The organism is Stenotrophomonas ginsengisoli, from assembly GCF_001431485.1.
GTDB classification, from domain to species: domain Bacteria; phylum Pseudomonadota; class Gammaproteobacteria; order Xanthomonadales; family Xanthomonadaceae; genus Stenotrophomonas; species Stenotrophomonas ginsengisoli.
On sequence record NZ_LDJM01000004.1, the window covers coordinates 51,459 to 67,225 of the forward strand.

Here is a 15,767-nt window from a genome sequence, read left to right on the forward strand (position 1 = left end):
CGCACCGGATGCGATGGTCTGGGCGCATAATGCGCACATGACAGATCACCGCATCATCGGTGCCGGCGCGACCCGCGAAGACGAGGCCGCCGACGCCAGCATCCGCCCCAAACGTCTGCACGAGTACCTTGGCCAGCAGCCGGTACGCGAGCAGATGGAAATCTACATCCAGGCGGCCAAGCACCGTGGTGATGCGCTGGACCATGTGCTGATCTTCGGCCCGCCAGGGCTGGGCAAGACCACCCTGAGCCAGGTGGTCGCCAACGAGCTGGGTGTGGCCTTGCGCATGACCTCCGGCCCGGTGATCGAGAAGGCCGGTGACCTGGCCGCGCTGCTGACCAACCTGCAGCCGCACGATGTGCTGTTCATCGACGAGATCCACCGCATGTCCCCGGTGGTGGAGGAAGTGCTGTATCCGGCGATGGAAGACTTCCAGATCGACATCATGATCGGCGAGGGCCCGGCCGCGCGTTCGATCAAGATCGACCTGCCGCCGTTCACCCTGATCGGTGCCACCACCCGTGCCGGCCTGTTGACCGCGCCGCTGCGTGACCGCTTCGGCATCGTGCAGCGTCTGGAGTTCTATTCGGCCGACGAGCTGACCCGCATCGTCAGCCGCTCGGCGCAGATCCTGGGCATCAGCTGTGATGCCGATGGCGCGGCCGAGATCGCCCGCCGTTCGCGTGGCACGCCGCGTATTGCCAACCGTCTGCTGCGCCGTGTGCGTGACTACGCCCAGGTCAAGGCTGATGGCGCCATTGATGGCGCCGTGGCGCAGGCCGCGATGTCCATGCTCAAGGTCGACCCGCAGGGCTTTGACGAGCTGGACCGGCGCGTGCTGCACACGATGATCGACTACTTCGACGGTGGCCCGGTGGGTATCGAGTCGATGGCCGCAGCGCTTTCCGAAGAGCGCGGCACGCTGGAGGACGTGGTCGAACCTTTTCTGATCCAGCAGGGTTTTCTGGTACGTACCGCACGTGGCAGGATGGCGACCCAGAAAGCCTGGCGTCACCTGGGCCTGAAACCGAAAAACCCGCCGGCCGACCTGTTTGCCGCTGGCGCAGAGGCTATCGATGTCGATTGAACAACCATTCATCTGGCCGACCCGGGTTTACTGGGAAGATACCGATGCCGGTGGCGTGGTCTACCACGCGCGCTACGTGGCCTTCATGGAGCGCGCGCGCACGGAGTGGATGCGCGCACTGGGCTGGGGCCAGGAGGCCATGCGTACCGGTGGTGGCCAGGTGTTCGTCGTACGTGCGATGAGCCTGGACTTCCACAAGCCGGCCCGTCTGGACGATGCACTGACAGTGAGCGTGGAGCTCACCCAGTGCCGGCGTGCCAGCCTGGTGATGGCCCAGCAGGTGCGCCGGGACGGGCAGCTGCTGGCCAGTGCCACGGTCCGACTGGCGGCCGTGGGTGCGGAAGATTTCCGCCCCCAGCCGATCGATGCACACATGTTGTCCGTATTTGAACCGCTACAAGTCCAACACGAATCACTGAGGAACAAGGGATGATCGCAACGCTTCTGGCACTGCCGGCCACCGTGGTGCAAGCACTGCCCGAGGAGGTGGTCAGCGTGGCCACTGACACCGCTGCGGCAGGCGGTCATCAAGGCATCAACTACCTCTCGCTGATGGCCAAGGCCAGCCTGCCGGTACAGCTGATCGTGCTGTTGCTGCTGGTGGGTTCGCTGACCAGCTGGGTGATCATCTTCCGCAAGCAGCGGGCCCTGAAACTGGCCAACCAGGCCGCCGACGAGTTCGAGAACCGTTTCTGGTCCGGTGCCGACCTGGGCAAGCTGTACAGCGCGGCCAGCGACCGCAACCGTGCGGTGGAAGGCCTGGAGGCCATCTTCGAGGCCGGTTACCGCGAATACACCCGTCTGCGCGGCCGTGGCCGCTTGGACCCGCGTGCGCAGCTGGAAGGGGCGCAGCGTGCCATGCGCACCAGCTACACCCGCGAGGTGGATGTGCTGGAGCGCAACCTGGAAACCCTGGCCAACATCGGTTCCACCGCTCCGTACGTGGGCCTGGTCGGTACCGTGTTCGGCATCATGGTGACCATGCATGACATGGTCAACAGCGGTGAATCGGCCGGTATCGCCGCCGTTGCCCCGGGTATCTCCGAAGCCTTGTTCGCCACCGCCATCGGCCTGTTCGTGGCCATTCCGGCGTCGTGGGCCTACAACCGCTTCACCACGCGTCTGGAGCGGCTGTCGGTGCGTTATGAAACCTTCGCCGAAGAGTTCAGCTCGATCCTGCAGCGCCAGTCTGCCAGCGAAGATTGATCCAGCGCCGGAGCACAGCCCATGACCGTATCGGTCTTCAATCGGCGCAAGCGCCGCAAGCTCAAAAGCGACATCAACGTCGTGCCGTACATCGACGTGATGCTGGTGTTGCTGATCATCTTCATGGTCACCACGCCGCTGCTCAACCTGTCGGTCACCGCCGATGTGGAGTTGCCGCAGTCCAGTGCCCGCGCGCTGGAAACCAAGAGCGACCCGTTGATCGTCACCGTGCGCAGCGATGGCCAGCTGGCCCTGCAGCTGCCCAAGGACAAGCCGCAGGCAATGGAGCCGGCCGAACTGGAGGCACGCCTGGCGGCGATGGTCGCCCAGGACAAGGATCTGCGTGTGGTGGTCGGTGCCGATCGCCAGGTTCCCTATGAGAAGGTCATCGTGGCCATGGATGCGCTCAAGCGTGCCAAGGTCGAAAAGGTGGGCCTGGTAACCGAATCGGGCGGCAATGCACGCTGACCTGCCTCCGTTGCCCGCCCCGCAGCAGCCGTCGCTGGGTCGTGACCTGGCGCTGGCGGTCGGTGTCCATCTGCTGTTGCTGCTGATCTTCGTGCTGGCCTGGTGGTGGTCACCGCAGCGCAGCGTCGAACCGGCCGCCGGTGATCCGCTGCAGGCCAGCCTGGAAGTGTCTTCCAGCGAGGCCAGTGCGGCCCGGCGTGCCTTGGCTGCCTCGGAGAAGCTGGAAGACCTGCCCACCCCGGTGGCCGAGCCGGTGGCCGAACCGGCACCAGCGCCCGAACCCGCACCGGAAGACACCGTGCCGCCGCCGCAGCCGGTGCCCGAGCCGCGGCCGATGGATGCGCCCACCCCGGTGCAGCACAACGCCCAGGAACGTATCGCCCAGCCCGATACGGTGGACCAGGAGCGCGTCAGTGCGCTGGCCATTGCCGAGCAGAAGGCGCGCCAGGAGCAGGAAGCCAAGCGCCGCCAGGAACAGATCGACCTGACCGAGCGCAAGCGTGTGGAGGAGGCCGAGCAGCGCCGTCGCCTGGCCGCACAGCAGGCCGAGGAGCGCGAGAAGAAGCTGGCCGACGAGCGCAGGCAGGCCGCCGAGGCGGCAGAACGGCAGCAGCGTCTGGCCCAGATCCGGCGCCAGCGCGAGCAGGCCCAGCGTGAGGCACAGGCCGCCGAGGCCCGCCTCAAGCAGCTGGCCGAAGCGCGTGCGCAGAGTGCCTCCAGCAATGCCGCCAGCAATGCACCGAGCACCCCGCGTGCCGGTGCCGGTGGCACCAGCGAGGACCTCACCGCCAAGTACGCCGCAGCCCTGCAGCAGGCGGTGCTCAACCAGTGGGTGCGCCCGGATTCGATTCCGGTTGGCCAGCGCTGCCGCCTGACCATTCGCCAGCTGCCCGGTGGCGAGGTGCAGGAGGTCAGTTTCAGTACGGGCTGCCCGTACGACGAGGCTGGCCGGCGTTCGGTGGAAGCGGCGATCCTGCGCGCACAACCGCTGCCTTACCGTGGTTTTGAGTCGGTGTTCCAACGCACCTTGAACTTCAATTTCGAGGCGCGTGACCGGTAATGCGGTGCAAAGCGTGATCAGTGCTGCAATTTTCACCCCGCTTGGTTCATGATTGCCCGGTTGTTAATACGTCCCCTGTTATGCCTTCTGGCTCCCCAAGAGCGGATCGAGTGCCGAAAATGAAAATGCCCCGCTGGCTTGCTGTTGTAACCCTCTTGCTGCTGCCGTTTGCCGTGATGGCACAGCAGCGTGGCCTGGAGATCGATATCGTCGGTGGCAACGCCTCGGCCTTGCCGATCACCGTGGTGCCGATGCCGTATGAAGGGGGCAATCCGCCGTCCACCGATGTGGCTGCGGTGGTGCGTGCCGACCTGGACCGTTCCGGCCAGTTCCGTACCCTGCCCGAAGCCCAGGTTGTCGAGCGTCCGGTGCGTGGCAGCGAGGTCAACTACGCCACCTGGCGTGCGCTGAAGCAGGATTACCTGGTGATCGGCCGGGTCCTGGATGCTGGTGCCGGTGCCTACCGGGTCGAGTACGAACTGTATGACGTGGCCCGTGCCGAGCGCCTGCTGGGCCTGGCGATGACCGCACGCAGCAATGCCATGCGCGATGTCGCCCACCAGATGGCCGATGCCATCTACGAGAAGATCACCGGCGTGCGTGGTGCCTTCTGGACCCGCATCGCCTACGTCACCGCCACCGGCAGCGGCAATGCCATGCGCTATGCGCTGATGGTGGCCGATTCGGATGGCTACAACCCGCAGACCATCGTGCGTTCGGCCGAGCCGCTGCTGTCGCCGGCCTGGAGCCCGGACGGGCAGAAGCTGGCCTATGTCAGCTTCGAGCGTGGCAACTCGGCCATCTACGTGCAGAACATCAGCACCGGCGCGCGTGAGCTGGTCACCAGCTTCCGCGGCGTCAATGCCTCGCCGGCCTTCTCGCCGGATGGCAGCAAGCTGGCGGTGTCGCTGTCGCGCTCGGGCAACCCGGAAATCTATGTGATGGATCTGGCCAGCAAGGGCCTGACCCAGCTGACCAACCACTTCTCCATCGACACCGAGCCGCGTTTCAGTGCCGATGGCAGCACCATCTACTTCACCTCCGACCGTGGCGGCCGCCCGCAGATCTACCAGGTGCCGGTCAGTGGCGGTGGTGCGACCCGTGTCACCCACCAGGGCAATTACAACGCCACCGCCTCGATCTCGTTTGATGACAAGAAGATCGCCGTGGCCCAGGGCAGCGGCAATACCTACCGCATCGCGGTGATGGACCGCAGCCTGGGCAGCCCGCGCTGGAGCACCCTGTCGCCCGGTTCGCTGGATGAATCACCCAGTTTTGCCCCCAATGCCAGCATGCTGCTGTACGCCGCCCGTGAGGGGCGCCGTGGCGTGCTGTATGCCGTTTCTGCCGACGGGCGCGTCCGGCAGCGGTTGGTCCTTGCCGACGGTGATGTGCGTGAGCCGGCATGGTCTCCCTACCGGAACCAGCGCTAAATAAGTGTTAATATTCGCGTTCCATTCACCCATCTCACTGGCTAGGAGCCTGAGGTAAACCATGAACAAGTCCACCCGTGTTCTGCTTGTTTCGCTGATGTCCGTTGCCGTTCTGGCTGGCTGCTCGAAGAAGGTCAAGGAAGAAGCCCCGGCTCCGGCCCCGACTCCGAGCGACATCGTTACGACCCCGGCTCCGGTTGCCACCGGTTACGGTCCGAACGATCTGGACACCGACGCTTGCCTGCGTCAGCGCGTTGTCTACTTCGATCTGGATCAGGACGCCCTGAAGCCGGAATTCCAGGCCATCATGTCCTGCCACGCCAAGTACCTGCGTGACCGTCCGTCCTCGCGCATCACCCTGCAGGGTCATGCTGACGAGCGCGGTTCGCGCGCTTACAACCAGGGCCTGGGCGAGCGCCGTGGCAATGCCGTGAATTCGGCTCTGCAGGCTGCCGGTGGTTCGGCTGCCCAGCTGACCGTGGTGTCCTACGGTGAAGAGCGTCCGGTCTGCACCGATTCCGGTGAAGCCTGCTGGGCCCAGAACCGTCGCGTTGAAATCGTTTACACCGCCAAGTAAGCGATGAAGCAGCGGATCATTTCGCTGATGCTTGCAGCGGCCTTCGTGGCCGCTGCACCGGCGCAGGCCCAACGGGCCTCGCTGGGCGATCGTGTGGCCAGCCTTGAGCAGCAGCTGCTCAATACCCAGGCCAATACCGACATGCTCAACCAACTGCAGCAGTTGCGTTCGCAGTTGACCGAGATGCAGGGCACCATCGAGCAGTTGCAGCACGAGAACGAACAGCTCAAGCAGCTCAACCGGGCCCAGTTCCTGGACCTGGATGGCCGCCTGGAGCGCCTCGAGGGCGGCGCCACTGCCGCTCCTGTGGCCCCGACAGCAGCGGCTCCGGCCGCTGCGCCTGTACCTGCACCCGCCGCCGTCGCCGAACGTGCTCCCACCGTGCGTGGTGATGCCGGTGCGATGGCTGCCACCCATGATGAGCGCACCACCTACAACGTGGCCTTCGATGCGCTCAAGGCCGGCCGCTATGCCGATGCCACCCAGTATTTTTTGAGTTTCCTCGAGCTTTACCCGGCCGGGGTGTATGCGCCCAACGCGCTGTACTGGCTGGGCGAAAGCCACTATGCGGCTGGCCAGTACGGCCAGGCACGTACGCAGTTTGAACAGTTGCTCGCCCAGTATCCGACCCATGACAAGGCCGCAGGCGCGCTGCTCAAGGTGGGCCTGTCGCAGAATGCCGCCGGCGATGTCGAGGCTGCCCAGCAGACCTTGCAGCAGGTGGGGCAGCGTTATCCGGGCAGTGACGCGGCGGGCATCGCGCGTGATCGCCTGCGCTCATTGCAACTGGGCCAGCACAGCCTGCGCTGACGTGCCAGCTGTTTGCCCCGTTGCCCAGGGCCGGCCGTAGCGCCGGCCTTCTCGTTTATCAGGATTATCGCGATGCAACCGGCACAAGCCTTTGCCCAGCCCAGCCAGATCGAGCAGTCGCCACTGTCGCGATTGAAGATCACCGAGATTTTCCTTTCCCTGCAGGGCGAGGCCGACACCATCGGCTGGCCCACCGTGTTCGTACGTCTCACCGGTTGCCCGCTGCGCTGCCAGTATTGCGATACGGCCTATGCTTTCCATGGGGGGCAGTGGCGCGAAATTGATGACATCGTGGCCGAGGTGCTGGGCCATGGCGTGCGCCATGTCTGCGTTACCGGTGGCGAGCCGCTGGCGCAGAAGCGTTGCCTGACCCTGTTGGCCAAGCTGTGTGATGCCGGCCTGTCGGTATCGCTGGAAACCTCCGGTGCACTGGACATCGCCGGGGTGGATGGCCGGATCAGCCGGGTGGTGGACGTCAAGACCCCGGATTCGGGTGAGGCCGGGCGCAACCGCGCCGAAAACATCGACCTGCTGACCGCGCATGACCAGCTCAAGTTCGTGATCTGCTCGCGCAGCGATTATGAGTGGGCGCGTGACATGGTGCTGGCCCGGCAGCTGCACCAGCGCACCATGGTGTTGTTCTCGCCGAGCAAGGACCAGGTGTCGCCGCGTGAGCTGGCCGACTGGATCATCGCCGACAGGCTTCCCGTACGTTTCCAGATGCAGCTGCACAAGCTGCTGTGGAATGACGAACCCGGCCGCTGAGCCGGACCACTGCCGGCGCGGGACAGCGTGCTGGCCGCAACCAACAACCGGAAAACACAGATGAAAAAAGCAGTCGTGCTTCTTTCCGGCGGCATGGATTCGGCCGCCGTTGTTGCCATCGCCCGTGAGCAGGGCTTTGCCGTGCATGCCCTGAGTGTGCGTTATGGCCAGCGCCACACCTCCGAACTGGATGCCGCTGTACGTGTGGCCGCCGCTCTCGGGGTGGCCGAACACAAGGTCGTGGATGTGGACCTGCGCAGTATCGGCGGCTCGGCCCTGACCGCCGATATCGACGTGCCCGAGGCCGGCGGGCAGGGCATCCCGGTGACCTATGTGCCGGCACGCAACACCATCATGCTGTCACTGGCCCTGGGCTGGGCCGAAGTGCTCGGTGCGGCGGATATCTTCTGCGGCGTCAATGCGGTGGATTACTCCGGTTACCCGGATTGCCGCCCTGAGTTTGTCGCCGCCTTCCAGGCGCTGGCCAACCTGGCCACCAAGGCCGGGGTTGAAGGGGCAGGCATCCGGGTGCATGCGCCGCTGCAATTCTTGAGCAAGGCGCAGATTGCCGCGGAAGGCGCCCGCCTGGGGGTGGATTTCGCCCTGACCGTGTCCTGCTACCGTGCCGATGCCGACGGCAGGGCCTGCGGGCACTGCGATGCCTGCAAGCTGCGTGCGGACGGTTTTGCCGATGCCGGTGTGGCCGATCCTACGGCGTATGTGTGAGGGCTTCGCAAGCGCAAGTTGTTGATGTATAATTCGCGCTCGGCTTTTGCAGCCGAGCCGCGTAACGGGCCGTTAGCTCAGTCGGTAGAGCAGAAGACTTTTAATCTTTTGGTCGATGGTTCGAATCCATCACGGCCCACCACGCATGAATCAGGCTGCCGCAAGGCAGCCTTTTTCGTGTTTGCGGCACTGCTGTTCCTGCTGTTCCTGCTGTAGCCCGAGCCGGCCTCAGGCATGGAGCAGGGCGTAGGAATACGGCCGCAGATGCGCTAGCCTTCCCGCCGGCAGGCATCGGCCTGATCTGGCAGGAAGGGCAATGGAAGACGAGCTCAGTTCGGTAACCCGGCGGATAAACCCGCAGGTCACCCAGCTCCTGCATGCCTGGCAACAAGGCGATCTGCTGGCCCGCGATCGTGCCCTGGAGGCGATGTATGCCGAGCTGCTGGCCCTGGCGCGGCAGCGCTATGCCGGCCAGGGGCAGGGCACGATGCAGCCGGTGGCGCTGGTCAATGAGTCCTTGCTGCGCATCATTTCCAGCAGCCCTGATTACAAGGACCGCAGCCACTTCGTGGCGGTGGCGATGCTCAAGATGCGCTCGGTGCTGATTGATCACCTGCGCGCGCAGTCCAGCCAGAAGCGTGGTGGCGGGCATGATCAGCGGGTGACCCTGTCCCTGTTGACCGACCCCACACCGCAGGGCGACAGCCTGGCCGAGCTGATGACCCTGCAGCAGGGTCTGGACCGGCTGGGTGAACTGGACCGGCGTATGGCCAGTGTGCTGGAGCTGACCTATTTTGCCGGCATGAGCCGGCAGGAAATTGCTGTGCTGCTGGATGTTTCGGTGCCCACCGTGGATCGTGACCTGCGCTTTGGTCGCGCCTGGTTGAATGAATTCATCGGCTGAGTGGCAACGGTTGGGTCAGCCCTGCTCGCTGACCAGCTCGACAATGCGTTGGCCATAACGGGCCAGTTTGCTGCCACCGATGCCGCCGACCCGGCCCAGCGCCGCAACACTGGTCGGGCGCTGCTCGGCGATCATGCGCAGGGTGGAGTCGTGCAGGATCACATAGGCCGGCACGCCCTGTTCCTGGGCCAGTTCGCGGCGCAGTCCGCGCAGGGCGTTGAACAGGTGCAGGTCGGCGGGCAACACGGCAAGCCCGGTGCGTTGCTCGTCACGGCTGCGTGGCATGCGCGCGGCACTGTCGCGGCGCATCTGGATAGCACGCTTGCCGGTCAGGACCTCGCGGCTGGCCTCGGTCAGGCGCAGGGCGCCATGGTTGGCGGCATCCACGGCCAGCAGGCCGCCGGCGACCAGCTGACGGAACACGCTGCGCCAGGCGCGTTCGTCCAGATCACTGCCGATGCCGAAGGTGGTCAGCTGTTGGTGGGCAGCAGCGCTGACCTTGTCGGTCTGCTTGCCGCGCAGGATGTCGATCAGGTGGGTGGCGCCATAACGCTGGCCGGCGCGGTAGACGCAGGACAGGGCCTTTTGTGCGGCGGTGGTGGCATCCCAGCTGGCCGGCGGATTGGCGCAGTTGTCGCAGTTGCCGCAAGGCTGCGGATAGGTTTCGCCGAAACCGGCAAGCAATACCTGGCGCCGGCACTGCATGGATTCGCAGTAACCCAGCAGGTGGTCCAGCTTGGCCCGTTCCAGCTGCTTGCGCTGCTCGGACGCCTCGCCCTGTTCGATCATCTGCTTGAGCAGGATCACATCACCCAGGCCATAACACAGCCAGGCCTCGGAGGGTTCTCCATCGCGTCCGGCACGTCCGGTCTCCTGGTAGTAGCCCTCCATCGACTTGGGCAGGTCGGTATGGGCGACAAAACGCACGTCCGGCTTGTCGATGCCCATGCCGAAGGCGATGGTGGCGCACATCACGATGCCGTCTTCGTGCAGGAAGCGGCGCTGGTTGGCCGCGCGCACCTCGGCCGGCATGCCGGCGTGGTAGGGCAGGGCCTGGAAGCCCTTGTCGCTGAGGAACTGTGCGGTTTCCTCGACCTTGCGCCGGGACAGGCAGTAGACGATGCCGGCCTGGTCGCGGTGGCCGCGCAGAAATTCCAGCAGCTGGCTTTTGGCGTTGTCCTTCTGCACCACCGTGTAGCGGATGTTGGGCCGGTCGAAGGAGGAAGCGAACCAGCGTGCCTGTTCCAGCTGCAGGCGTTCGGCGATCTCGCGTTGGGTCGGCGGATCGGCCGTGGCGGTCAGGGCGATGCGAGGCACCTGCGGCCAGCGTTCGTGCAGGACGGTGAGCTGCCGGTATTCGGGCCGGAAGTCATGCCCCCACTGCGATACGCAGTGGGCCTCGTCGATGGCGAACAGCGAGATCGGGGCGCGGTCCAGCAGGGACAGGGTGCGCGCGCCGAGCAAACGTTCCGGTGCGATGTAGAGCATGTCCAGCTCGCCGGCCAGCAGGGCGCGTTCGATGCGCTGGGCCTGGTCCGCCTCCAGGGTGGAGTTGAGGTACTCCGCGCGCAGGCCAAGCAGGCGCAGTGCCTCGACCTGGTCCTGCATCAGGGCAATCAGGGGCGAAATGATGATGCCGGTGCCTTCGCGCACCAGTGCCGGGATCTGGTAGCACAGCGATTTGCCGCCCCCGGTGGGCATCAGGACCAGGGCATCGTTGCCGGCCGTCAGGTGGCGGACAATCTCGCCCTGGCGGCCACGGAAATCAGGGTGGCCGAATACGTCGCGCAGGGCGCCCAAACATGGATCGTGCATGGGCACAGGATACCGCCTGCGGGCCGGGTGAATGCGCCCATCGCTGCAAATGCGGGCCGTACTGCGACAAAAAGACATGCCCGGCAAGCCGGGCATGTGGGGGATGGCGTGACGGTGCTGGCTTACTGCAGCAGCGAGCGCAGCATCCAGGCGTACTTTTCGTGGATCTGCAGGCGCTGGGTCAGCAGGTCTTCGGACGGGGCATCGTCGGCATCAGCGGCGATGTCCAGCACGCGGCGGGCGGTGCGGCACACCGCTTCGTGGCCGGCAACCAGGTCAGTCACCATGGCGCGCCAGTCGCTGCTGTCTTCCAGCACGGTTTCCTCGATCGAGGCCAGGGCGACGAACTGGCGGTAGCTGCCCGGTGCCTTGAAGCCCAGGGCGCGGATGCGCTCGGCGATTTCATCCAGCGCGGTCCACTGCTCGGTGTACTGGTCCATGAACATCGCATGCAGCGAATTGAACATCGAACCGGTGACGTTCCAGTGGTAGTTGTGGGTCTTCAGGTACAGGGTGTAGGCATCGGCCAGAAAGTGGGACAGGCCATCGGCGATCTTCTCGCGTTCGGCCGTGCTGATGCCGATGTTGATTGACGGTGCGCTGCTGGCCGCCGTGGTGGTGGCCGGCGCAGGAGCGGGCTTTGCAGCCTTGGCCGGCTTGCCGGGCTTGGCTGCTGCTGGCGTCTTGACCGGCTTTTCGGCCTTGTCTGCTTTGTTCTTTGCCATGGGTTCCTCACTGCTCACGTGGTTGCGGTCACAATAGACAATCCAGACGCGGTTGCGTCATGAAAGCTTTGATGGCTGTCCATTGATGAGTGCTATTGAAAAGGAAGGGAGCGCGCGTCTGCGTGCACGGCGGGCTGCCATCGATTCGGCGATGAGCCGGGATCGGGGGCGTTTGCTCGGTCTATGGTCGCGCTGGAATGCCCAACCGGGCAAGCCCGAACTGGAGCAGGCCTTCGAGAAGGCACTGACGGCCTCGATGGCCCATTGTGCGCAGCGACAGGCCAGTGCGCCGGCGATCAGCCTGGATACCGCCTTGCCGATCGCCCGCGAAGGCGAGCGCATCATCGAGCTGATCCGCAACCACCAGGTGGTGGTGATTGCCGGTGAGACCGGCTCGGGCAAGACCACCCAGCTGCCCAAGCTGTGCCTGGCCGCCGGCCGCGGCAGTGCCGGGATGATCGGCTGTACCCAGCCGCGGCGGATTGCCGCGCGTGCCGTGGCCACCCGCGTGGCCCAGGAACTGAATACCGAGCTGGGCAGTGTGGTCGGCTACCAGGTGCGCTTCACCGACAAGGTCAGTGACGCCTCGCGCATCAAGTTCATGACCGACGGCATCCTGCTGGCCGAGATTGCCAGTGACCGTTGGCTCAGCCGCTACGACACCATCATCGTGGACGAGGCGCACGAGCGCAGCCTGAACATCGACTTCCTGCTGGGGTATCTGAAGACCCTGCTGAAAAAGCGCCCGGACCTGAAGTTGATCGTGACTTCGGCCACCATCGACACCGGCCGTTTCGCCGCGCACTTCGATGATGCCCCGGTAGTCAGCGTGGAAGGGCGTACCTTCCCGGTGGACGTGCGTTACCGCCCGCTGGAAGGCGAGGGCGAACATGCCGGCGAGCGCACCGTGGGCGAGGGCATCGTGGCTGCGGTGGACGAGATCACCGGCCAGGATGGGCGTGGCGACATCCTGATCTTCCTGCCCGGCGAGCGCGAGATCCGCGAGACCCACCAGCTGCTGGAAAAGCGCAAATACCGCAGCACCGAAGTGCTGCCGCTCTATGCCCGCCTGTCGGTGGCCGACCAGGACCGGGTGTTCAACCCGCAGGGCGGGCGGCGCATCGTGCTGGCCACCAATGTGGCCGAAACCTCGCTCACCGTGCCGCGCATCCGCTACGTGATCGACCCGGGCCAGGCGCGCATCAAACGCTACAGCCCGCGGCAGAAGCTGGACCGTCTGCATATCGAGGACATCTCCCAGGCCAGCGCCAACCAGCGCAAGGGCCGTTGTGGGCGTGTGGCCGAGGGCGTGTGCGTGCGTCTGTACGCCGAGGCTGATTTCCAGGCCCGGCCGGAATTCACCGATCCGGAAATCCGTCGCTCCTCGCTGGCCGGGGTGATCCTGCGCATGCTCCAGCTGGGGCTGGGCAAGATCGAGGATTTCCCGTTCCTGGAAGCGCCGGACGAGCGCGCCATTGCCGATGGCTGGCAGCAACTGGTCGAGCTGGGCGCGGTGGATGAGCAGCGCCGCATGACCGCGATCGGCAAGCAGATGGCGCGCCTGCCGGTGGACGTCAAGCTGGCCCGCATGCTGGTGGCCGCACACCAGCACGATTGCCTGGCGCCGATGATCACCATCGCCGCCTTCCTGGGTATCCAGGACCCACGCGAGCGCCCGCCCGAGGCGCGCGAGGCCGCCGACAACGCCCATGCCCAGTTTGCCGACGGGCGTTCGGAATTTGTCGGCATCCTGCGCCTGTGGGATGGCTACCGCCAGGCCCACGAGGAGCTGACCCAGGGCAAGCTGCGCGACTGGTGCGGGCGCAATTTCCTGGCCTTCCTGCGCATGCGCGAGTGGCGCGAGCTGCACCGCCAGCTGCGCCTGCTGTGCGCCGAGCTGGGCTGGGAGGCCGATGCCGGCCAGGCGGCGCAGGTTGCCCTGCTGGCGGCTCCGGCCAAACTGCCGGCGGCCGGCAACGATGGCCAGGTGGCGATCAAGGCGCGGCGTGGCGAGCAGCACCGGGCCAATCGTCTGGCCCGCGAGGGCAAGGCGGCGCCGGCCGCTGCAACGGCTGCCGCGCCGCTGAAAACCACGGCGGCACCGGCACAGGCAGCGGCCCGCGATGCGGTGCCCGACAAGGTCATTGCCGCCGCCTATCAAGCCCTGCATCGCGCCTTGATTGCCGGTTTGCCGACCCAGGTCGGTCATCGCACCGAAAAGGGCGATTACCAGGCCCCGCGCCAGCGCCGCTTCACCCTGTTCCCCGGCTCGGCCTTGGCCAAGCGGCCGCCGCCGTGGGTGCTCACCGCCACCCTGCTGGATACGCAGAAGGTCTGGGGCCTGAGCAATGCGGCCATCGAGCCGGACTGGGTGATCGAGGAAATCCCGCACCTGCTGGCACGCAAGCACTTCGACCCGCACTGGGCGCGTGCGCGCGGGCAGGTGGTGGCCAGCGAACAGATCAGCCTGTTCGGCCTGGTATTGGCACCGAAGAAGCCGGTCAATTACGGCCCGATCGATCCGCCCGGCGCGCACGACATCTTCGTGCGCCAGGCGCTGGTGCCGGGCGAGATCAGCAGCCGCGCCGGCTTTGTGGCCGACAACCTGAAAACCCTGGAAAAGGCCCGTGAGGAAGAAGCCAAGCTGCGCCGTGCCGGTATCGTTGCCGATGAGCAATGGCAGGCGCGCTGGTATCTGGACCGGGTCGCGGGGCAGATCCATTCGGCGGCCCAGCTGGACAGCTGGTGGAAGGGCCTGGATGCGGACAAGCGCCGTGGCCTGTACTGGTCGCAAGCCGATCTGTTGCCCGGCGAGGGCAGCCAGGCCGATCTGTATCCCAAGTATCTGGCCCTGGGCGATGCGCGCCTGCCGCTGCATTACCGCTTCGAGCCGGGCAGCGAGGATGACGGCGTCACCCTGGAAGTGCCCTTGCACCTGCTCGGAGCGCTGGATGCCGCGCGCCTGACCTGGCTGGCCCCGGGCTTTGTGGCCGAGAAGGCGGCGGCCTTGATCCGTTCGCTGCCCAAAGCCATGCGCCGCAACTATGTACCGGCGCCGGACTTTGCCCGCGCCTTCTTCGAAGCCTGGCCGCAACCCAGTGCCGATGCCATCAGCGGCGAACTGGCGCGCTTTTTGTCCAAGGCCACCGGGGCCAGCGTGGCGGCCACCGACTTCGAGGCGGACAGCATCGAGCAGCACCTGCAGATGAACCATCGTCTGCGCGATGAGCAGGGCAGGGTATTGGCCCAGGGGCGTGACCTGGAGGCCCTGCGTGCGCGCTTCGGCGAGCGTGCCGGGCAGGCATTTGCGGTGCGCGCAGGGCGCGCCCTGGCAGCAGAAGGATTGACCGTGTTTCCCGCAACCCCGATTCCTGTGCAGGTGCCTGGCGAAGCCGGCGTGCCGGCGTTTCCGGCCTTGGTCGATACGGGCGACAGTGCCGCCCTGCGCATCTTTGCCGACCGCAGCGAGGCGGCTCTGGAGCACCCGCGCGGGGTGCGCCGCCTGCTGGAGATCGGCCTGGCCGACAAGATCAAGCAGGCACGCAAGCAATTGCCGGTGTCGCCCAAGACCGGCCTGCTGTATGCGGCCATTGAAACCCAGGAGCGCCTGCGCGGCGACCTGGTCGATGCCGCGCTCAACGCGGTGCTGGCCGAGGGGCTGGAGGCCATCCGCGATGCGGACAGCTTCCAGTTGCGTCTGGCCCAGGCCGGCAAGACCCTGTTCGGCGAGGCGATGAGCCGCCTGCAGCTGGCCGAGACCATCCTCGGCCTGGCCGGGCAGATCAAGCCGCAGCTGGAGTCCCCGCTGATGGGCTGGGCCAAGGGCAACCTGGATGACCTGCGCGGGCAGCTGGCCGGGCTGATCCATCCCGGCTTCCTGCGTGAGACCCCGGCCGATGCCCTGGCCCAGTTCCCGCGTTACCTCAAGGGCATGCTGGTACGTGCCGAGCGGGCCAAGCGCGATCCGGCCAAGGACCAGGCGCGGATGCTGGAGTTGACCCCGTTTGCCGACGCCCTGCACGCGGCACGACTGGCCGGGCGGGCCGGCGACGCCCAATGGCAGGCGCTGCGCTGGGATCTGGAAGAGCTGCGCATCCAGACCTTTGCCCAGGAGCTGGGCGTGCGCGGCACGGTATCGGCCAAGAAGCTGGCGCAGCGGGTGGCTGCACTGCAGCGCTGAGTGCGCTGCAG

General features: G+C 66.0%; 14 protein-coding genes and 1 tRNA gene. 13 read left to right on the plus strand and 2 right to left on the minus strand.

The window, feature by feature from the left end:
- The first annotated feature begins 37 nt into the window (after positions 1 to 37).
- The 12 genes from ruvB to ABB30_RS01105 all read left to right on the plus strand — a co-directional run bounded on the left by ruvB (position 38) and on the right by ABB30_RS01105 (position 9,036).
- The gene (gene ruvB, locus ABB30_RS01050) at positions 38 to 1,087 is read left to right on the plus strand and encodes a Holliday junction branch migration DNA helicase RuvB (protein ID WP_057636421.1); all 1,050 of its coding nucleotides are present in this window, start codon (positions 38 to 40) and stop codon (positions 1,085 to 1,087) included.
- The gene (gene ybgC / locus ABB30_RS01055; RefSeq protein ID WP_057636390.1) at positions 1,077 to 1,520 is read left to right on the plus strand and encodes a tol-pal system-associated acyl-CoA thioesterase; all 444 of its coding nucleotides are present in this window, start codon (positions 1,077 to 1,079) and stop codon (positions 1,518 to 1,520) included. Before ruvB ends, ybgC begins: the two co-directional genes overlap by 11 nt.
- Entirely contained in the window at positions 1,517 to 2,293 is a 777-nt protein-coding gene (tolQ, locus tag ABB30_RS01060; RefSeq protein ID WP_057636391.1) for a protein TolQ, read from the plus strand. The genes ybgC and tolQ overlap by 4 nt, the downstream gene beginning before the upstream one ends.
- Positions 2,294 to 2,314: 21 nt before the next feature.
- Positions 2,315 to 2,761 (plus strand): protein TolR, encoded by a 447-nt coding sequence (gene tolR, locus ABB30_RS01065; RefSeq protein ID WP_057636392.1) that lies wholly within the window; start codon positions 2,315 to 2,317, stop codon positions 2,759 to 2,761.
- Positions 2,751 to 3,821, plus strand: a complete 1,071-nt coding sequence (tolA, locus tag ABB30_RS01070) for a cell envelope integrity protein TolA (RefSeq protein ID WP_057636393.1) — start codon at positions 2,751 to 2,753, stop codon at positions 3,819 to 3,821. Before tolR ends, tolA begins: the two co-directional genes overlap by 11 nt.
- Positions 3,822 to 3,940: 119 nt before the next feature.
- The gene (gene tolB / locus ABB30_RS01075) at positions 3,941 to 5,254 is read left to right on the plus strand and encodes a Tol-Pal system beta propeller repeat protein TolB (protein ID WP_057636394.1); all 1,314 of its coding nucleotides are present in this window, start codon (positions 3,941 to 3,943) and stop codon (positions 5,252 to 5,254) included.
- Positions 5,255 to 5,315: 61 nt separating this feature from the next.
- Positions 5,316 to 5,831, plus strand: coding sequence for a peptidoglycan-associated lipoprotein Pal (pal, locus tag ABB30_RS01080; RefSeq protein WP_057636395.1), 516 nt, complete (start codon positions 5,316 to 5,318; stop codon positions 5,829 to 5,831).
- A 3-nt stretch (positions 5,832 to 5,834) separates the two neighbouring features.
- On the plus strand, positions 5,835 to 6,641 hold the full coding sequence (gene ybgF, locus ABB30_RS01085) for a tol-pal system protein YbgF (RefSeq protein ID WP_057636396.1): 807 nt from the start codon (positions 5,835 to 5,837) through the stop codon (positions 6,639 to 6,641).
- Between the two features lie 72 nt (positions 6,642 to 6,713).
- The gene (queE, locus tag ABB30_RS01090) at positions 6,714 to 7,406 is read left to right on the plus strand and encodes a 7-carboxy-7-deazaguanine synthase QueE (RefSeq protein ID WP_057636397.1); all 693 of its coding nucleotides are present in this window, start codon (positions 6,714 to 6,716) and stop codon (positions 7,404 to 7,406) included.
- A gap of 30 nt (positions 7,407 to 7,436) precedes the next feature.
- Positions 7,437 to 8,132: a 7-cyano-7-deazaguanine synthase QueC gene (gene queC / locus ABB30_RS01095; protein WP_275452390.1), complete on the plus strand. Its 696-nt coding sequence runs from the start codon at positions 7,437 to 7,439 to the stop codon at positions 8,130 to 8,132.
- 66 nt (positions 8,133 to 8,198) lie between these two features.
- Positions 8,199 to 8,274, plus strand: a tRNA-Lys gene (locus tag ABB30_RS01100).
- Positions 8,275 to 8,448: 174 nt separating this feature from the next.
- Positions 8,449 to 9,036, plus strand: coding sequence for an ECF-type sigma factor (locus ABB30_RS01105; protein WP_057636399.1), 588 nt, complete (start codon positions 8,449 to 8,451; stop codon positions 9,034 to 9,036).
- 15 nt (positions 9,037 to 9,051) lie between these two features.
- Here the strand turns inward: ABB30_RS01105 and recQ are convergent, their stop codons facing one another.
- Together recQ and ABB30_RS01115 are read right to left on the minus strand one after the other, a co-directional pair.
- Positions 9,052 to 10,851, minus strand: a complete 1,800-nt coding sequence (gene recQ, locus ABB30_RS01110; RefSeq protein ID WP_057636400.1) for a DNA helicase RecQ — start codon at positions 10,849 to 10,851, stop codon at positions 9,052 to 9,054.
- A gap of 122 nt (positions 10,852 to 10,973) precedes the next feature.
- Positions 10,974 to 11,576 carry a Dps family protein gene (locus ABB30_RS01115; RefSeq protein WP_083489606.1) on the minus strand — a complete coding sequence of 201 codons (603 nt, stop codon included), beginning with the start codon at positions 11,574 to 11,576 and terminating at the stop codon, positions 10,974 to 10,976.
- Positions 11,577 to 11,661: 85 nt separating this feature from the next.
- Between ABB30_RS01115 and hrpA the strand changes: the two genes are divergently transcribed.
- A complete protein-coding gene (gene hrpA, locus ABB30_RS01120; RefSeq protein ID WP_057636401.1) occupies positions 11,662 to 15,756 on the plus strand; it encodes an ATP-dependent RNA helicase HrpA in 4,095 nt (1,364 codons plus the stop codon).
- Positions 15,757 to 15,767 lie beyond the last annotated feature (11 nt).

Bases quoted from the DNA above. Each gene is read 5' to 3' on its own strand.
- ruvB (WP_057636421.1), top strand. From the start codon at position 38: ATGACAGATCACCGCATCATCGGTGCCGGCGCGACCCGCGAAGACGAG.
- ybgC (WP_057636390.1), top strand. From the start codon at position 1,077: ATGTCGATTGAACAACCATTCATCTGGCCGACCCGGGTTTACTGGGAA.
- tolQ (WP_057636391.1), top strand. From the start codon at position 1,517: ATGATCGCAACGCTTCTGGCACTGCCGGCCACCGTGGTGCAAGCACTG.
- tolR (WP_057636392.1), top strand. From the start codon at position 2,315: ATGACCGTATCGGTCTTCAATCGGCGCAAGCGCCGCAAGCTCAAAAGC.
- tolA (WP_057636393.1), top strand. From the start codon at position 2,751: ATGCACGCTGACCTGCCTCCGTTGCCCGCCCCGCAGCAGCCGTCGCTG.
- tolB (WP_057636394.1), top strand. From the start codon at position 3,941: ATGAAAATGCCCCGCTGGCTTGCTGTTGTAACCCTCTTGCTGCTGCCG.
- pal (WP_057636395.1), top strand. From the start codon at position 5,316: ATGAACAAGTCCACCCGTGTTCTGCTTGTTTCGCTGATGTCCGTTGCC.
- ybgF (WP_057636396.1), top strand. From the start codon at position 5,835: ATGAAGCAGCGGATCATTTCGCTGATGCTTGCAGCGGCCTTCGTGGCC.
- queE (WP_057636397.1), top strand. From the start codon at position 6,714: ATGCAACCGGCACAAGCCTTTGCCCAGCCCAGCCAGATCGAGCAGTCG.
- ABB30_RS01105 (WP_057636399.1), top strand. From the start codon at position 8,449: ATGGAAGACGAGCTCAGTTCGGTAACCCGGCGGATAAACCCGCAGGTC.
- recQ (WP_057636400.1), bottom strand. From the start codon at position 10,851: ATGCACGATCCATGTTTGGGCGCCCTGCGCGACGTATTCGGCCACCCT.
- ABB30_RS01115 (WP_083489606.1), bottom strand. From the start codon at position 11,576: ATGGCAAAGAACAAAGCAGACAAGGCCGAAAAGCCGGTCAAGACGCCA.
- hrpA (WP_057636401.1), top strand. From the start codon at position 11,662: ATGAGTGCTATTGAAAAGGAAGGGAGCGCGCGTCTGCGTGCACGGCGG.